The sequence below is a fragment of the Deinococcus psychrotolerans genome (assembly GCF_003860465.1).
GTDB classification, from domain to species: Bacteria; Deinococcota; Deinococci; order Deinococcales; family Deinococcaceae; genus Deinococcus; species Deinococcus psychrotolerans.
Genome location: NZ_CP034183.1, coordinates 2,641,772 through 2,657,870, shown reverse-complemented (window position 1 = coordinate 2,657,870; position 16,099 = coordinate 2,641,772). Strand labels below are relative to the sequence as shown.

General features: G+C 62.7%; 13 protein-coding genes and 2 tRNA genes. 7 read left to right on the top strand and 8 right to left on the bottom strand.

All coding sequences use genetic code 11. From position 1 onward, the window contains the following. Positions 1-47: 47 nt before the first annotated feature. The gene (yedA, locus tag EHF33_RS13100; RefSeq protein ID WP_124872362.1) at positions 48-956 is read right to left on the bottom strand and encodes a drug/metabolite exporter YedA; all 909 of its coding nucleotides are present in this window, start codon (positions 954-956) and stop codon (positions 48-50) included. A gap of 28 nt (positions 957-984) precedes the next feature. After that, on the bottom strand, positions 985-2,193 hold the full coding sequence (locus EHF33_RS13095) for an MFS transporter (RefSeq protein ID WP_124872359.1): 1,209 nt from the start codon (positions 2,191-2,193) through the stop codon (positions 985-987). 181 nt (positions 2,194-2,374) lie between these two features. Between EHF33_RS13095 and lpdA the strand changes: the two genes are divergently transcribed. Next, on the top strand, positions 2,375-3,778 hold the full coding sequence (gene lpdA, locus EHF33_RS13090) for a dihydrolipoyl dehydrogenase (protein ID WP_124872356.1): 1,404 nt from the start codon (positions 2,375-2,377) through the stop codon (positions 3,776-3,778). A gap of 63 nt (positions 3,779-3,841) precedes the next feature. Here lpdA and EHF33_RS13085 read toward each other — a convergent pair whose 3' ends face one another. The 3 genes from EHF33_RS13085 to ftsH form a co-directional block, all read right to left on the bottom strand. Beyond that, the gene (locus EHF33_RS13085; protein WP_241191173.1) at positions 3,842-5,038 is read right to left on the bottom strand and encodes an MFS transporter; all 1,197 of its coding nucleotides are present in this window, start codon (positions 5,036-5,038) and stop codon (positions 3,842-3,844) included. After that, positions 5,002-5,598, bottom strand: coding sequence for a hypothetical protein (locus EHF33_RS13080; RefSeq protein WP_124872353.1), 597 nt, complete (start codon positions 5,596-5,598; stop codon positions 5,002-5,004). Before EHF33_RS13080 ends, EHF33_RS13085 begins: the two co-directional genes overlap by 37 nt. Before the next feature lie 93 nt (positions 5,599-5,691). Beyond that, positions 5,692-7,554 carry an ATP-dependent zinc metalloprotease FtsH gene (gene ftsH, locus EHF33_RS13075; RefSeq protein WP_124872351.1) on the bottom strand — a complete coding sequence of 621 codons (1,863 nt, stop codon included), beginning with the start codon at positions 7,552-7,554 and terminating at the stop codon, positions 5,692-5,694. A gap of 247 nt (positions 7,555-7,801) precedes the next feature. On the opposite strand from ftsH, the gene dnaK reads away from it, so the two are divergent. The 3 genes from dnaK to EHF33_RS13060 all read left to right on the top strand — a co-directional run bounded on the left by dnaK (position 7,802) and on the right by EHF33_RS13060 (position 11,479). Continuing rightward, complete coding sequence (gene dnaK / locus EHF33_RS13070) at positions 7,802-9,712, top strand: molecular chaperone DnaK (protein ID WP_124872348.1); 1,911 nt, start codon at positions 7,802-7,804, stop codon at positions 9,710-9,712. A gap of 104 nt (positions 9,713-9,816) precedes the next feature. Next, positions 9,817-10,467 carry a nucleotide exchange factor GrpE gene (locus EHF33_RS13065; RefSeq protein WP_124872345.1) on the top strand — a complete coding sequence of 217 codons (651 nt, stop codon included), beginning with the start codon at positions 9,817-9,819 and terminating at the stop codon, positions 10,465-10,467. Between the two features lie 79 nt (positions 10,468-10,546). Then, positions 10,547-11,479, top strand: a complete 933-nt coding sequence (locus EHF33_RS13060) for a DnaJ C-terminal domain-containing protein (protein WP_124872343.1) — start codon at positions 10,547-10,549, stop codon at positions 11,477-11,479. A 24-nt stretch (positions 11,480-11,503) separates the two neighbouring features. On the opposite strand, the gene EHF33_RS13055 is transcribed toward EHF33_RS13060, so the two are convergent. The 3 genes from EHF33_RS13055 to EHF33_RS13045 all read right to left on the bottom strand — a co-directional run bounded on the left by EHF33_RS13055 (position 11,504) and on the right by EHF33_RS13045 (position 14,065). Continuing rightward, positions 11,504-11,932: a hypothetical protein gene (locus EHF33_RS13055; protein ID WP_124872340.1), complete on the bottom strand. Its 429-nt coding sequence runs from the start codon at positions 11,930-11,932 to the stop codon at positions 11,504-11,506. A gap of 303 nt (positions 11,933-12,235) precedes the next feature. Beyond that, on the bottom strand, positions 12,236-13,501 hold the full coding sequence (locus EHF33_RS13050) for a M24 family metallopeptidase (RefSeq protein ID WP_124872338.1): 1,266 nt from the start codon (positions 13,499-13,501) through the stop codon (positions 12,236-12,238). Positions 13,502-13,567: 66 nt separating this feature from the next. After that, a complete protein-coding gene (locus EHF33_RS13045) occupies positions 13,568-14,065 on the bottom strand; it encodes a hypothetical protein (protein ID WP_124872335.1) in 498 nt (165 codons plus the stop codon). Between the two features lie 143 nt (positions 14,066-14,208). Between EHF33_RS13045 and EHF33_RS13040 the strand changes: the two genes are divergently transcribed. The 3 genes from EHF33_RS13040 (at position 14,209) to tig (ending at position 16,050) form a co-directional block, all read left to right on the top strand. Beyond that, positions 14,209-14,285: transfer RNA gene (locus EHF33_RS13040), tRNA-His, on the top strand. 128 nt (positions 14,286-14,413) lie between these two features. Continuing rightward, positions 14,414-14,498, top strand: a tRNA-Leu gene (locus EHF33_RS13035). Between the two features lie 136 nt (positions 14,499-14,634). Continuing rightward, complete coding sequence (gene tig, locus EHF33_RS13030) at positions 14,635-16,050, top strand: trigger factor (RefSeq protein ID WP_124872333.1); 1,416 nt, start codon at positions 14,635-14,637, stop codon at positions 16,048-16,050. The last annotated feature ends 49 nt before the right edge of the window (positions 16,051-16,099 follow it).

The following is a 16,099-nucleotide window of genomic DNA, read 5'->3' as shown; positions in this document are numbered from 1 at the left end:
CTGGGAACGGGCGAGAATGGGTAGGTGGGGAGGAAAGCGGGCCAGCTTCACGCGGGCGCTTCGGCCACCTTGACTATTTTGCGCGGCCAGGCCATCAGGCCCACGCCGCCCACGATGACGGCCAGCGCCACCCACCCCAGCGGGCGCAGGCTCTCGCCGCCGAATCCGACGCCGATCAGCACCGCCACCAGTGGGTTGACATAAGCGTAACTGGTTGCCAGCGCCGGGCGGGTGTGGATCACCAGATAGGTGTAAGCGCTGTAAGCCAGCAAGCTGCCGAACACGATCAAGTACACCAAGGCCCAAGCACTCGCCGCCGTCGGGGTATGCCAGCGCTCGCCCGACACGACGCTGAGCAGCAAAAGCACCAGCCCGCCGATCAGCATTTGGGCGGCGCTGTTCATCAGGCCACTGGGCAGCGGCAAGTGACGCGACCACTGGCTACCAAAAGTCCAGCAGATCGGAGCGAGCAGCAACAAGAAGGCGGCCAGCGGCGTGGCGTGGAGTTCCGAGAGGTTGAGCAGCCCGATGCCGAGTAAGCCCACCCCGATACCGGCCCACTCGCGCCCACCGGTCTTCTCGCCCCAGATGCGCCCAAAAAGAGCGGCGAACAGCGGGCTGACGGCGATCATCATGGCCGCCACCGAGCTGCTGGCGCTTCTCTCTGCCAGCGTCACCAGGCCCGTGCCGCCGAACAGCAGCAGCGTGCCGATGACAGCGCTCCACAGCCAACCTTGCCGGGTGGGAGCGGGCAGACCGCGCGAACGCAAAACCGGATAGAGCACTGCGCCCGCCACCAAAAAGCGCAGGCCCAGCATCCCCAGCGGCGGCAGCGAGCCGATGGCCACTTTGATAAAGAAGTAAGTGCTGCCCCACACCAGATAGACAGTCAGCAGCGAGATCCACAACAGGGTCGGCGTGGGCGTGGCAGGAGCGGAAGTCGGCGCGGCGGTCATGTCTGCCATGCTACGGGATCAGCCGCCCTCAATCTGCGGCCACATCTGTGGCTACTGCCGCTGCCGGACGGCTCAGGCCTCCGTACCAAGCGCTGATCAGCAGCAGCGCACTCAGCGCGGCGCACCCCCACGCCAGCGGCTCGAAGCCGAAGCGGTTGAGGATCAGCCCGCCGCTGAGGGTGCCGACTCCGGCGGTCAGGTAAGCCAGCGCGTCCACTTTGCCCTGCGCTCCCCGGAAGTTGGTCAGCGCTTTGCTGCCTGCCAAAAAGCCCAGATTCCAGCCCAGCCCCAAAAGAAACATGCTGGGAGCCAGCCACAGCCGCCCCGCCGGAGCGCTCAGGGCAGCCAGCAGCAAGAGGGCCGCGCCAGCGAGGTAGCCGAAGCGTACCCCGAAGCGGTCGATCAGCGGGCCAGTCAGCCAGCCGAGGCCATACATTCCGGCGATGTGAATGGTAACGAGTCCGGCGATGGCTGGATGCTCCATGCCCATGTTGTGCGCCCGCAGGGGCGTTAGGCTCATCAAGGTGACCATCAGGCCCTGCGACACCGCCACCGCCAGCGCGGCAGGCCAGACTTGCGGGTGGCTGATCGGGACATGGGCGGCTTTGCTGGCGGCCTGCGGACTGGCTTCCTGCACCGCCACCTGAGCGGGGGGCCGCCACAGCGAGGTTAGCCCCGCGCCCAGCAGCAAAAACAGCGCGGCCAGCAGCCAGCCCACCACTTCCGCCGAGGTGTGCAGGCCAGAGGCAAAATCGGCCAGCGGCGTGCTGAGCGCTGTGGAAAAGGCCGACCCCAGCACCGAGGCGAACATCATCGCGCCGATAATAAAGCCGCGCCTTGAAGGAGCCACGCTTTCGGCGGCGGCGTAGCGGGCCTGCTGAAAGCCGCCCTGCGACATGCCGACCAGCGCCGCGCCCAGCAAAAACACCAAGACCTGCTGCTGCCACGCGCCCCAAAAGCCCACCAGTGCGCCCACCACGCCCAGCAAGTAGGCCGCGACCAATCCTCCGCGCCTGCCGCGCAGCATGAGCGCCCCGAAAGCTCCTGCCGAAGCCGCCGCGCCCAGCGTCACCAGCGTGCTGGGCAGCCCCACCCAAGCCTCTCGGCCCATCGCGCTCATCACCAGCGAGGCCAGCACGGTGCTGGCAGTGGTGGCCCCCGTCGCCAGCGACTGCGACAAAAACAGCGCCGCAAGGTTGAAGCGGCCTGGAGCGCGGGTGGATGCAGGTTGGTTCATACTTGACTGTAGCAAGTCTGGCCGCGCCCAGCGGCCTAGCGGCAAACATCGCATCGCAGGAAACGGCTTGTTCGGCTAAGGCGCACAAATCAGTCACTTACGCCCCTAACTTGTCAATCTCTACGTACTGACTTCTCAAATGCGTCACTCTCTGAAGCGCCCCGCCGCGTTAAACTGAGCCATGACCAAAGCAATGGATTTTGATGTCCTCATTATCGGCGCTGGCCCCGGCGGGTATCACGCGGCGATTCGGGGAGCGCAGCTCGGCCTCAAAGTGGCCTGCGTCGAAAAAGAATACCTGGGCGGAGTGTGCCTCAACGTCGGCTGCATTCCCACCAAAGCGCTGCTGCACGCGGGCGACGAACTGGCCGCCAGCAAGCACGCCGCCGAGTTCGGGCTGACCTTTTCCGGCACCCAACTCGACATCGGCAAGCTCAACAAATGGAAAGACGGCATCGTCACCAAGCTGACCAGCGGGGTGGGCGGGCTGTTCAAGGCCAACAAAGTCACGCACCTTGTCGGCGAAGCGGTGTTCGTGGACGCCCACAGCATCAAGGTGGGCGACAAGACCTACACCGCCAGCAACTTTATCGTCGCCACCGGCTCGGAACCGGCCAAGCTGCCGGGGCTGGACGTCGATCAGGTCAGTATCGTGGACTCCACCGGGGCGCTCGTCATTCCCGACCCGGTTCCGGCCCGGATGCTGTGCGTCGGCGGCGGCGTGATCGGCTTTGAATTCTCCCACATCTACAACAACATGGGCAGCAAAGTCAAAATCATCGAGTTCTTGCCGGACGTGATTCCGGGGGCCGACCGGGGCGCGGTGGCGGCGTTCCGCAAAGCCATGGAAAAGCAGGGCATCGAAGTACAGACCCAGACCAAAGCCAACAAAGCCGAGAAGCAGCCTGACGGCACGCTGAAAGTGGAACTCGAAGACGTCAAGACCGGCGAGAAGCGCAGCGAGATTTATGACCGGGTGCTGGTGTCGGTGGGCCGCCGTCCGCGTAGCGCGGGGCTGAACTTGGAAGGGCTGGGCATCGCCGTTGAGCGCGGGTTTATTACCGTCAACAGCAAGATGCAGACCAACGTGCCGCACATCTACGCCATCGGCGACGTGGCCGGAAACCCGATGCTGGCCCACAAAGCCATGAAGGAGGGCTTGGTGGCGGCCGAAGTCATCGCGGGCGAGCCTGCCGAGATGGACCCGGTGGCCATTCCGGGCGTGGTCTACACCTCGCCGGAACTGGCTTGGGTGGGCCTGACCGAAGAAGAAGCCCTCGCAAAGGGCTACAAAATCAAGACCGGGCAGTTTCCGTTTGCCGCTTCGGGCCGCGCCATGACGCTGCAAAGCACCGACGGCTTCGTCAAGATGATCACTGAGGAAGGCACCGACTTGGTGTTGGGCGTGCATATCGTGGGGCCGCACGCCTCAGACATGCTGGGTGAAGCCAGCCTCGGCCTCGAGATGGCCGCCACCGCCAGCGATATCGCCCTGACCATCCACGCCCACCCGACCTTGGGTGAAAGTGTACTGGAAGCGGCGGAAGCGGTGCATAAGCAGGCCATTCACATCGTCAACCGCTGAACTCTATTCAACACAAGGGGCGCTCCTGCGGGGGCGCTTTTCGTTTGGCAACACGGTTAGCTTTCACGCCGCACTGTTGCGCCAGCCCCGCTGCCCCACCCATCCGGCTCCCAGCATGGCGACCATGCACAGAGCTGCTACCGCGTTCCAGCCGCGCCAGTCATAGGCCGCGCCCGCTAACACGCTGGCCACCGACGCGCCGCCGTAGTAAGCGAAGTTGTAGAGGCCGTTGGCCAGACTGCGCCCACCCTGAATGCTGCTCTGCACCGCGCTGAGCGCCGCCGCCTGCGCCAGAAAGACCCCGCAAGCCGCCACCGCCAAGCCGGCGATCAGCAGCGGCAGTGACGTGAGCAGGGTCAGGCACAACCCCGCCAGACTGGTCAGCACGGCGGCCTGGAGCGCCCACAACGGCCCACGCCGCGCCAGTGCCGGAGCGGTCACGGGCGTCACCACTGCGCCCAGCAGGTACACCGCGAAAATCAGCCCAATCGGGCCGCTGCCCAGCGAGTACGGCGGCGCAGCCAACCGCAAAGTCACGGTGTTGAAGACCGACACCAGCACAAACAAAATCAGGAATCCCACCGCGCAGGTCAGCAGGAGCGCCGGATTTCGCAGGTGATTGACCAGAATGCGCCCAGCTTCTCGTGGGCGTCGCTGCGGGATGAAGTGCTTCTCTCTGGGCATTCCCACGAGCGCCGCGCCCACGCCCAGCAGATTGGTCAGCAGCAGTAGCCAGAACGCCAGGTGCCAGTTGCCCGCGTGTTCGGCCACGCCACTGAGCAGCCGCCCCGCGAAGCCGCCCACGATGGTGCCAGTCACATAAGCGGTCAGCAGCTGAGCAAAGCGGGCAGGCGGAGCTTCCTCGGCCAGGTAAGCGCTGACGGCCACCATCACCAGTGGAATCAGCAACCCCTGCGCGAAGCGGGCCAGATTGAGCGCCGAAAGCGTTTGGGCCTGAGTGGCCAGCAGACTGGGCAACAGCAGCAGCGCGAAAGCTCCCAGCGTCACCCGCCGCCGTCCCAATGCGTCAGCGATCAAACCCGCAAACGGCGCGAACAGCGCCATTGCCAGCGTCGTGCTGCCGATAACGGTGCCGACCTGCGCCGAGCTGACCCCGAACTCACGCGCCAGCACCGGCAGCAAACTTTGCGGCGCATAAACATTCAGAAACAGCAGCGCTCCGATAACGCCGAACGGCAGAGCGTGCAGGCGCTGAGCCGCCCTCAAGCCAGGCCGACCAAGCCCGCCGCGCTGCGCCACGCCTCAAACATGCCGAGTTCCTCAGCCAGCGCGGGGTCAGGGCGTCCGGCGGGGCCAGCAAAGATCAGCACCGGACGCGCTTCTAAAGCTATGCTGCTTGATCCGTCCAGCCGGGCCAGCACCGCCTCGAACGTCCAATCGGTGGCCCACAGGCGCTTGAGGGCAAACAAAACTTCATTGCTGGGGGGCCGCGCTTCGCCGCCCTCGCTGCGGCGCTCAGTGGGGCGGCGCAGATGAAACTCGCCGCTGGCAAGGCCCGCGTTCTTGACGGCCCGCAGCAGCAACTGCACGCTGTCGTCCATCAGCGCCGAGGTGCGAACCAGTGGCGTGGCCCGCGCACACAAAGTTTCCAGCAGGTCTTCGTCGATGCGCCTCGGATTGATCGGCGCAAACAACTTGCCGAGCTGCTCAGGCAAGTTGGCGCGGCGGTAAAACGCTTCCTCGAACTCGGCCTCCAGCACAAAAGCGGCGGGCAGGCGGGCGGCGAAGCGGGCCAGCAAATGGGTTTCTTGGCCGACTCGCGCGGCGCTCAGGGTGGCGGCTTCGGCAAAGGTGAACATCAAGCCGCAGAGTACCCAAAAAAGAGGCGCAAAAAAAAGCCCCGCCAGACAAAGCGCGGAGCTCAATTCTTGAGGTTTGTTGCTCCGCTTCTGCTAAACGCCGCCCGGCTTCAGCGTGCCCACCGCTGGCAATTCGGTCGCCGTGACCGCGCCCACCTCAGGGTCTTCGAGGGTACCGCCGGCCAGCACCGTGTCGAACTGCTCGCCGCTGAGCGTTTCATGCACGATCAAGGCGTCGACTAAGCGGTGCATCTGGTGAACATGCTCACTGAGCAGGGCGTGAACACGGGTAAATTGCTCGCCAGTGATGCGGCGCAGTTCCTCGTCGATGCGCTCGGCGGTTTCTTCGCTGTAAAGGCCGCGTTCGCTGGGCAGCCCCAAGTAGCCGCCGTCTTGCTGGAGCGCGATATTGCCGAGCTTGCTCATGCCCCACTCGGTAATCATCTTGCGGGCGATGTTGGTGGCCTGCTGAAAGTCGCTCTGCGCTCCGGTGGTCACGGCTCCCAGCGCCACGTCCTCGGCAGCGTGTCCGGCCAGCGCCACCGCGATCCGGTCGAGGAGTGAGGCCTCGGTGTGGTGCATCCGGTCTTCGGGGGTGTACATGGCCGCGCCCAGCGCCCGTCCACGCGGCACGACGGTCAGTTTATGAACGCGGTCGGCGTGCGGGAGCAGTTGCGAAGCCAGCGCGTGCCCGACTTCGTGGTAGGCCGTGACGCGGCGGTCTTTTTCGCCGATGACCATGCTGCGCCGCTCCGGCCCCATCAGCACCCGGTCGCGTGCCTCGTCGATGTCTTTGTTGGTGATGCGGCCGCGCTGTCCTCTGGCCGCGCCCAGCGCCGCTTCGTTGAGCAAGTTCTCGAGGTCGGCTCCGACCATGCCGGGGGTGCGTCGGGCCACCGCGCCGAGATCCACGTTGGGTTCCAGCGGCTTTTTGCGGGCGTGAATCTTGAGGATGGTTTCGCGGCCTCTCACATCCGGCGCGTCGACGACCACTTGGCGGTCAAAGCGTCCGGGCCTGAGCAAGGCGGCGTCCAGCACGTCGGGGCGGTTGGTCGCCGCCAGGATAATGATCTCGTGGGTGCTGCCGAAGCCGTCCATTTCGACCAGCAGTTGGTTGAGCGTTTGTTCGCGCTCGTCGTTGCCGCCTTGCATTCCGCTGCCGCGCTTGCGGCCCACCGCGTCGATTTCATCGATGAAGACGATACAGGGCGCGGCTTTACGGGCCTGCTCAAAGAGGTCGCGCACGCGGGCCGCGCCGACGCCGACGAACATTTCCACGAAGTCAGAACCACTGATCGAGAAGTAAGGCACTTTGGCTTCTCCAGCCACCGCCCTTGCCAAAAGCGTCTTGCCGCTACCGGGGGGGCCGACCAGCAAAATGCCGTGTGGAATGCGTGCGCCCAGCGCGTGGTACTTCTCGGGGTGCTTGAGGAAGTCCACCACCTCGGTGAGGTCGGCTTTGGCTTCGTCGCAGCCCGCCACGTCGCCGAAACCGACTTTGATCTGGCCTTCTTGAATCACGTGGGCCTTAGACTTGCCGAACTGGTTGGCCGGGTCGCTGCCCTGCTGATTGCGGCTCCTGAGGAGGGTAAACAGCAGCACACCGATCAAAGCGACGGTCAGCAGGGTGCTCAGCGTGCCGATCCAGTTGAAGCCGCCGACTGGGGCGATGGTGACATTGACGCCGCCTTTTTGCAGCGTATCCAGATTCAGCAGCGGATCGTCGCTGAGCGAGCGGCTCTCGAATTGTCTGCCGTCTTTGAGGACGCCGCCGAGCGCAGCGGTGTTGCCCTGATACTGAATATTCAGTGACTGCACTTTGCCTTGGGTCAGGGCTTGTTCAAATTGGTCGAGGCTCAAAGGCGACTGGAGATCGCGCGGCATGGTCAGGCTGATGATTGCCAACAAGAGGAGCGCTGCGCCAAGCAGCCAGAGGGGCCACACCACACGTTTCATATGTCCAAAGTCTACGCTGCTCAAGTTGCAGGACTGTAAGAGAAAGCGGCCACTTTACGCCTGCGTTCCTGCCCCCGCTGGCAGGCGGCCACAACGGACTGCCTTTAGCCTTCCTTGAGGCTCAGCAAAAATGTGAGTGTAGCGCACTCAAGTCTCTTGACTGCTTTCAACTGTGGGCTTATGATAGGAAGCGTTTAGAACTGTTCGCACACCAATGAACAGAAATTCCCCCACAAAGAGGTCATTCATGCCAAAAGCAGTCGGAATCGATTTAGGAACCACCAACAGCGTCATCGCCGTGATGGAAGGCGGACGCCCCGAAGTAATCGTCAACGCCGAGGGCGGACGCACCACACCCTCCGTGGTCGCGTACAAAGGCGACGAGCGTTTGGTCGGCCAGATTGCCCGCCGCCAAGCCGCGCTCAACCCCACCGCCACCATCTTTGAAGCCAAGAGATTCATCGGACGCCGCTGGGACGAAATCGGCGCGGAAGCCGAGCGCAGCCCGTTCAAGGTCAAAGAAGGCCCCGGTGGCAGTGTACGCGTGGAGGTCGGCAATCAAGACCTCGCGCCCGAGCAGGTCAGCGCCGAAGTGCTGCGCAAACTGGTCAACGACGCCTCAGCCAAACTCGGCGAGAAGATCAAAGATGTGGTCATCACCGTGCCGGCTTATTTCGACAACTCGCAGCGCGAAGCCACCCGTCAGGCCGGTGAAATCGCGGGCCTCAACGTGCTGCGCGTCATCAACGAGCCGACTGCTGCCGCGCTGGCCTACGGCTTGGAGCGCAAAGGCAACGAAACGGTCTTGGTCTTCGACCTCGGCGGCGGCACCTTCGACGTGACCATTCTCGAGCTCGGCGACGGGGTCTTTGAAGTCAAGTCGACTTCCGGCGACACCCACCTCGGCGGCGCGGACTTCGATCAGCGCATCGTCAACTGGCTGGCCGACGAGTTCAAAAAAGAGCACAACTTCGATCTCCGCAAAGACCCACAGGCCCTCCAGCGCTTGATCGAAACCGCTGAAAAAGCCAAGATCGAACTCAGCAACGCTTCGGAAACCAGCATCAGCTTGCCATTCATCACGTTTGATCCTGAAACCCGCACTCCGCTGCACCTCGAGCGCACCCTTTCCCGGGCCAAGTTCGAGGAACTAACCGGCGACTTGCTCAAGCGTGTACGTAAGCCCGTCGAGCAGGCGCTGAACGACGCCAAGCTCGATGCTTCCAAGATTGACGAAGTCATTCTGGTGGGCGGCTCGACCCGTATTCCCGCCGTCAAGCGCATCGTCAAAGAACTGACTGGCAAGGAACCCAACGAATCGGTCAACCCCGATGAAGCCGTCGCGCTCGGCGCTGCCGTGCAGGCCGGTATCATTTTGGGCGATTCCAGTTTGGGCGACATCGTGCTGGTCGACGTGACCCCGCTGACGATGGGCGTGGAAGTCAAGGGCGGCATGATCGCGCCGATGATTACCCGCAATACCCCGGTTCCGGCCAAGCGCACCGAGATCTACACCACCGCTGACAACAACCAGCCCGGCGTGGAAATCAACGTGCTTCAGGGTGAGCGCCCGATGGCCAATGACAACAAATCGCTGGGCCGCTTCAAGCTTGAAGGCATTCCCCCGATGCGGGCCGGACAGCCGCAGGTAGAAGTGACCTTCGACATTGACGCCAACGGCATCTTGAACGTGACCGCCAAGGAAAAGACCAGCGGCAAAGAATCGAGCATCCGCATCGAGAACACCACCACGCTCGACAAGGGTGACGTAGACCGGATGGTGCGCGAGGCCGAGCAAAACGCCGCAACCGACAAAGAGCGCCGCGAGAAAGTCGAGAAGCGCAACAGCCTCGATTCGCTGCGGGTGCAGGCTCTCCAGCAGCTCGAAGAAAACGAGAGCGCCGATCAGGGAGCCAAGGACAAGCTCAAGGCCGCTGCCGACGCTGCCGAGGAAGCCGTGCGCCTCGACGACGACAGCAAGATCGCCGACGCCCAGAAGGTGCTGGAAGAAGAACTGCGCACCTTCATGACCGCCAACCAGAATCAGCCCAAGAATGACGGCCAGGACGGGCCGCAGGGTGGAGCCGGAGCGCAGGGCGGCGTCAATATGAACAAAGACGACGACGTGATCGACGCGGACTTCAAGCCCGCCGAGTAAAGTTCCAGCTCAGGCGGGATGGGTGAAGCGGGGTTAGACGCCCCTCAGCGCTCATCCCGCTTTTGCTACGTTCACAAACCCGACATCTTTAGTGAGGACAAGCCATGACCAACAAACCAGACCACACCGAAAATTTGAAATTTGAACCCGAAACCAAAACCGGCGAGCAGACTTTGGAAGCCGTCGATGCTCAACCCGTCGACGCCGAACTGCTGGACGAAGACGCCGATATGGAAGGCCTAGAGGGCATGGACGGAATGCCCGACCTCGACGAAAACATGTTCGCCCAAGTGCAGGAAATGATGGCGAAGATGGAAAAGGTAGACGAACTGGAAAAAGAGAATGCCGATCTGAGGGGCCGTTTGGGCCGCCTCGCTGCCGACTTTGAAAGCCACCGCCGCCGCACTCAAGACGATGTGAGCGGCGCTCAGGATCAGGGCAAAGCCAAGGCCGCCGAGGCCATGATGCCCATTTACGACGCCTTGGAGCGTGCCTTGACGATGGGCACAGAAGACCCCGTTAAACTGATTCCCGGCGTGCAAGCGGTGCAGGCCAGCGTGTTGCGCGTCTTTTCGGGTCTGGGACTGGAAGCCACCGGCAGCGTCGGCGAGCACTTCGACCCACAGTGGCACGAAGCACTGCAAGTGGTGCCCGGCGACGAGAACGACATCATCACCCAAGTCTACGAACTCGGCTTTAAGATGGGCGACAAATTGGTGCGGCCCGCACGGGTTGTTGTTTCTAAAAAGCAGTAAACCGTGAGCGGCAGGCGATGAGCGAACAGATCAAGCTGGCTCATGGCCCGCCGCTTTTGGCTTTTCAGAAGGAGACACCATGGCCTACAAAGACTATTACGATGTTCTGGGCGTGCAGCGCAGCTCCTCCGAGGGCGAGATCAAAAGCGCTTACCGCAAGCTGGCCAAGCAGTACCACCCCGACAAAAACGCGGGCGACCACAAGGCCTCCGAGCGCTTCAAAGAAATTGGTGAGGCCTACGCGGTGCTCTCCGACGCCGAAAAACGCAAACTGTATGACCAGTACGGCCACTCCGGACAGGTGCCGCCGGGAGCTTGGGGCGGAGCGGGCGCAGGCGGCGGCAGCGGATTTTCCAGCGCCGATTACGGTGGGGTGGATGCTTCGCAGTTCAGCGACTTTTTTCAGGGCCTGTTCGGTCAACAAGGTCAAGCCGGACGCGGCGGCTTTCGCGGCGGCGGAGCGCAGGTCAACCTCGATGACTTGATGTCGGGCATGGGCGGCGGACGCAGGTTCGTTCAGAACGTGGAGGGCGAACTGCAAGTCACTTTGCCAGAAGCCTACAGCGGCTCAGACGAAACCATTCAGGTGGAGGGCAAACGCCTCACTGTCCGGATTCCGGCCGGCACCCGCGACGGCGCTCGGCTCAGGCTGGCGGGTCAGGGGCCGGGGGGCGGCGACGTGCTGCTGACCATCCGCGTGCTGGAAGACGTCAAATTTGATTTAGAAGGCACTGACCTGAGCACCAGCGTGGACGTGCCAGTAGACACGGCGGCGCTCGGCGGCAGCGTGCGGGTGCCGACCATGAAAGGCGACGTGAGCCTGAACATTCCGGCAGGCACCAGCGGCGGGCGGCGGATGCGGCTGAAGGGTCAGGGTTGGCCCAGCAAAACGGGCGCGGGCGACCTATACGTCAAGCTCAATTTGGTCTTGCCCGCCAAGCTGAGCGACGCCGAAAAACAACTTTATGAGCAGTTGAAAGCGCTGCGGAGCGGCCAAACCACACAAAGCTGAGCTGTGGGCTGCGCTCCTACGCCTTCAGCTCTTTTCTCCAAAGCTCCAGATTTCGAGATCGTCAACCGAGTCACCCACGCCGCGCAGTTGGGCGAGGTCCTCGGCTTTGAGGGGAGCCTGCTGCACGTTGTCTTTGCTCTTGCCAACGGCGGCGGCAATAATTTCTTGGGGAACGGCAGCGAAGAGATGCTGAATCTGCTCGGGCGTGGCGTCGAGAAGCGCGTCGGCCAGCACGCCGTCGGGCACTTCGCTGCTGACCGATTTGCGGGCCGAGGCCATCGATGAAGCGTCAATGTCGGGACGAATGGCATCTACATCGTCAAGGTCAGCCGTACCGGGCGGACGCGCAGAGGGGACAACGGCGCGGCGGTCGAGCTGCCTGCGTTTGAAGGTAGGGTAGCGCAGCAGCGCCACAACGATCAGCACCACAACGACGATGGAGAGATACACCATAAAAATCAGCTTACTCTGCAACTGTCACGCCGCTCTTACCACCTTGAAACCGAGATTTGGGTGAGGGTAAATGCCCACACGACCGCTGTTTTTTCAGCTTCTGTTTGCACCCTTAACTCAGCTCGGCGGGTCAATCTCGAAACCCGCGCCAAGCCTGAACGGCAAAGCCCTGCGCCAAGGATGGCCTGTACCTAGATATAGAAAAACGACCTCGGCGCAGAGGGCTTTGAGGCCGTGCGCGAGGCCTTGCTTTTCCCTGAGGGTGCTGCCCGTTTGAACGTGCGAGCAGTCAGCAAACCTGAGTTAGCTTTCCTCGCCCAAACCCCGCGCCCGCACCTGCGCCCACGTCTCCCCCGCCCTACCGAGTACAAAGGGAGCAATCTGTACCGGCGTGGTCACCAGCGGCCCCGAATCGGTCAGCAACACGTCCACCTCGCTGCGGATGCCGTACCCGCGCTCGGCGGGGTAGACGCCCGGCTCCACCGTGACCGACAGGCCCGGCAGCAGCTTGCGGGTGTCGTGCGTCTCTAGGTCGTCCAAGTTGGCTCCCGAGCCGTGAATCTGCACCCCGAGGCTGTGGCCGAGCCGGTGGCTGAAGAACTCGCCCAAGCCCGCCGCCTCAATCACGTCGCGGGCGGCGCGGTCGACTTCCCAGCCTTCGAGGGTGCCGGACGCCGAGCGCTCCTGCAACACGTCCAGCGCTTTGTCGCGGGCGGCGGCCACCGCTTGCCAGGCCTGACTGTATTCGGCGCTTGGCTCACCCGCGTAGCCCACCCACGTCACGTCACCAAACGGGCGGCCCGCTTCCTGCGCCCACAAATCGATCAGCACGCACTGGCCCACCTGCAAAGTGGCGTTGAGATCGCCGCCGGGTTCGTAGTGCGAGTCGGCGGCGTTGGCTGCGAAGCTGACATTCACCGGATGACCGCTGAGCATGCCCGCTTCCTCGATCTGGCCAGCAATGACCGCTTGAACGTCCAGCTCAGTAACCGGCTGGCCCGCTTGCAGGCGCTGGTGGATCAGTTCAAACGCCATATCCTTGGCCCGCATCAACACGGCCACTGCCCGCTGGTGCGCGGCCAAGTCTTCTGCGCTCCATGCCAAGAAGCCCTGAAGCAAGTCGGCGCTGCTCACCACCTCTGCGCCCACACCGCGTATCCGCTCCAGAGTACCGGCGTCCACGTAGCTGACGTAAGGCACGGCGGCCTGCGGACTGTACTCGGCCGCCACCGTTTTGCCGCCCACCAACCGGCGCAGATGCTCGTCTAACTCGGTGTGGGCGCTGTACGGAATGAAGTCCACTTCGGCCCCGGCCAACAGGCGCTTCCAAGTGCCGCCCTCAATGCGGTGGTGAAGCAGAGCAGGTCGGCCCTGAGTCGGCACCCACACAAAATACCGCCGCGTCAGAAATGAACCGCCCAAGTTGAGCAGCGCTCCCGCGTGAGGGTTGAGGCCGCGAAAATCATAGATCAACCACCCATCCACTGGTTCAGGCGCTTCTTGAAGGGCTTGTTGAATGCGGCGCAGCGGATCATTGACGGGCAAGGTGTCGTGCTGAGCAGTAGCCATGCACTGAGCATACCCGCCCGCACTGCCCAGCGCTATCTGACTAAAACCATCTGGAAAGTGTGATTCCTAGAAGCTGTAGGTCACGCCGGTGCGCCCAAACGGGCCAGTAAATCCGCCGAAAAAGGTGCCCACTCCCGCCTCGATGAAAAATCCCAGCCCCGGCCCACTTCGTACACCCACCAAGCCGCCCAGACCAAAATAATTGGTTGCGTTGTTGACAGAAGTGCTGGTGAAAGCGGCCGCCACGCCTCCGTAGACTTTCCAGTGGACTGAGAGCGGATAACTGGCCAGCAGATCGGCCTCGGCCCCGAGAGCGGTAATAAACGTCGGAATGCCCAAAGTGCTGATCAGCGCCCGCCCTTCGAGCTGCCCCGCGCCCAGATCCGTCAGGACTTTGTATCCGCCAGCCGACAAGAAAAACGGTGGAATACCGCCCAACTGCACGCCGTAGCGTTCGGCAGGCGGCAGCGTCGGCGCAGTGGGCACTCCGGGCGCAGCGCTTTGAGCCGCCGCACAGGAAGCGAGAAGTAAAAAAGTGAGAAGCAAAGGGGCCGCAGCGTTCATGGCCTTACTTTTACACAAAAGTGTTGGAACATAAAGCCAACTTTGCCTCGGGCGCTTGACACTGGAGAAGCGATTCTTTAGCATGGTTAGGCTCACGGCGCAGGCCAAAAGCGAAGCAGCTGATTTACAAGCAGTTGGGTATGGTGGGTTTAGCTCAGTCGGTTAGAGCGCCGCTCTGTGGAAGCGGAGGCCGGGGGTTCAAGTCCCCTAATCCACCCCAAAGTTTTAAGCCCCCAGGTTTTCAATCTGTCAGGGCTACGGACTTGAACGACAGGTGTCTAGCAGCTCGACAAGCTCCAAGTGCCGCCACTCGGCTCAGGCTTTCTCAGTTGGGGCTGCGGACGAAGCGCGGGGATGGCGAAACTGGTAGACGCGCCAGATTTAGGATCTGGTATCGAAAGATGTGAGGGTTCAAGTCCCTTTCCTCGCACCAGAGAAAGGCGGCCCTGTGATGGGGCCGACTTTTTTTTGAAGTTTTGATTACACGCCCTCTCGCTTTATACGGAGAAGTTTCAAACACCAAATCAGCAAGGCCGTCCACTTAAAGGACGCAGCACAACGGGAGACTTATGGCAGAACTGATGAGCAAAGAAGGCAACAAAGTAGAATTTAAGGCGTCGGTGCCCGCAGCCGAAGTAAGCCGTGCTTATCAGCAAGTCTGGGCGGGGCTGTCCCGTGACGTGCGGGTACCGGGCTTTCGTCCGGGCAAAGCGCCCAAGAAGGTGCTTGAGCAGCGCGTCGGAGCCGGCTACGTCGAAAATGAAGTGCGTGAGCGCTTGCTGCAGGTGCACTACCCGCAGGCTGCCCGCGAACTCAAGCTGAGCCTGGTGGACGCCGAGATCAACCCGTCCGACCTCAAAGACGGTCAGGCGTTTGATTTCAGCGTCAAAGGCGAAACCTATCCCGAGGTCAAACTGGGCGACTGGAAGCAGGCCCAACTCAGCGCCGCCGCGCCGGAAATCACCAGCGACGTGCTGGAGCGCACCCTCACTGACCTGCAAGACCGCAACGCCACCTTTGAAAGCGTCGAGCGCCCCGCCGGCGGCAACGACATGGTGATGATCGAGGAAACCGGCGAGGAAGGCGGCAGCTACCCGATTTACCTCGACGTGGCCGAGCCGCATGTCCAAGAAGCCCTGACCGGCAAGAGCAAGGGCGACGACGTGAGCATCAACGTTCCGGCCCACCAGCACGGCGACCACGAGCACCCCGAGCACACCGTGCAGGTCAAGATCATGGACGTGCGCCACAAGCAGCGTCAGGAACTGGGCGACGAATTTGCCAAGAGCCTGAACTTCGAGAGCTTGGAGCGCCTGCGAAGCGACCTCAAAGAAGAACTGACCCGCCGCGCTCAGCAAGAAGGCGAAGCCGCCCGCCGCGAGGAGTTTATCGAGCACTTGGTTTCGGGCATGGAAACCAACATCCCGGGAGCGCTGCTGACCCGCCGCCGCGACGCCATGATGGAAGAAATTCAGAGCGATCTGTCGCGTCAGGGTGTCAAGTGGGCCGAGTACGAGAGCTTCATGACCGAGCAGGGCAAACTGGACGATTTCATGGCCGACCTCGACAAGAATGCCGAGAGCCGCGTGCGCCGCGACCTCGCCCTCGAGCAGCTCGCCGAGGACATGAAGGTCAGCGTCAGCGATCAGGAATTTAACCAGACCATGTTATCGCTGGCGCAGGCCAACAACCTGACTGCCCAGCAACTCCGCACCCAACTGGGGCCGGACGGCCTCAACAGCTACTACGCCAACATCTTGCGCGAAAAAGCGCTGACGCTGGCACTAGCGCAACTGGCCCCCAAGCCGGAAGCCAAGGCGGCAGAAGCGGACGCTGCGCCGGAAGCGGAGGCTGCTGCTCCTGCTGAAACTGCGCCTGCTGAAGTGGAGAGCGACGCCGCGCCGTCAGAAGAAGCCCAAACCGAAGCGCCACAAGCCGAAGCCGCCACAGAAGGCGAGCAGGGCGAGGACACCAAGAGCGAGTAATTGATCGCTGAACTCAAAAAGTGGGAGGAGCCGCGCTTGGCTCCTCCCC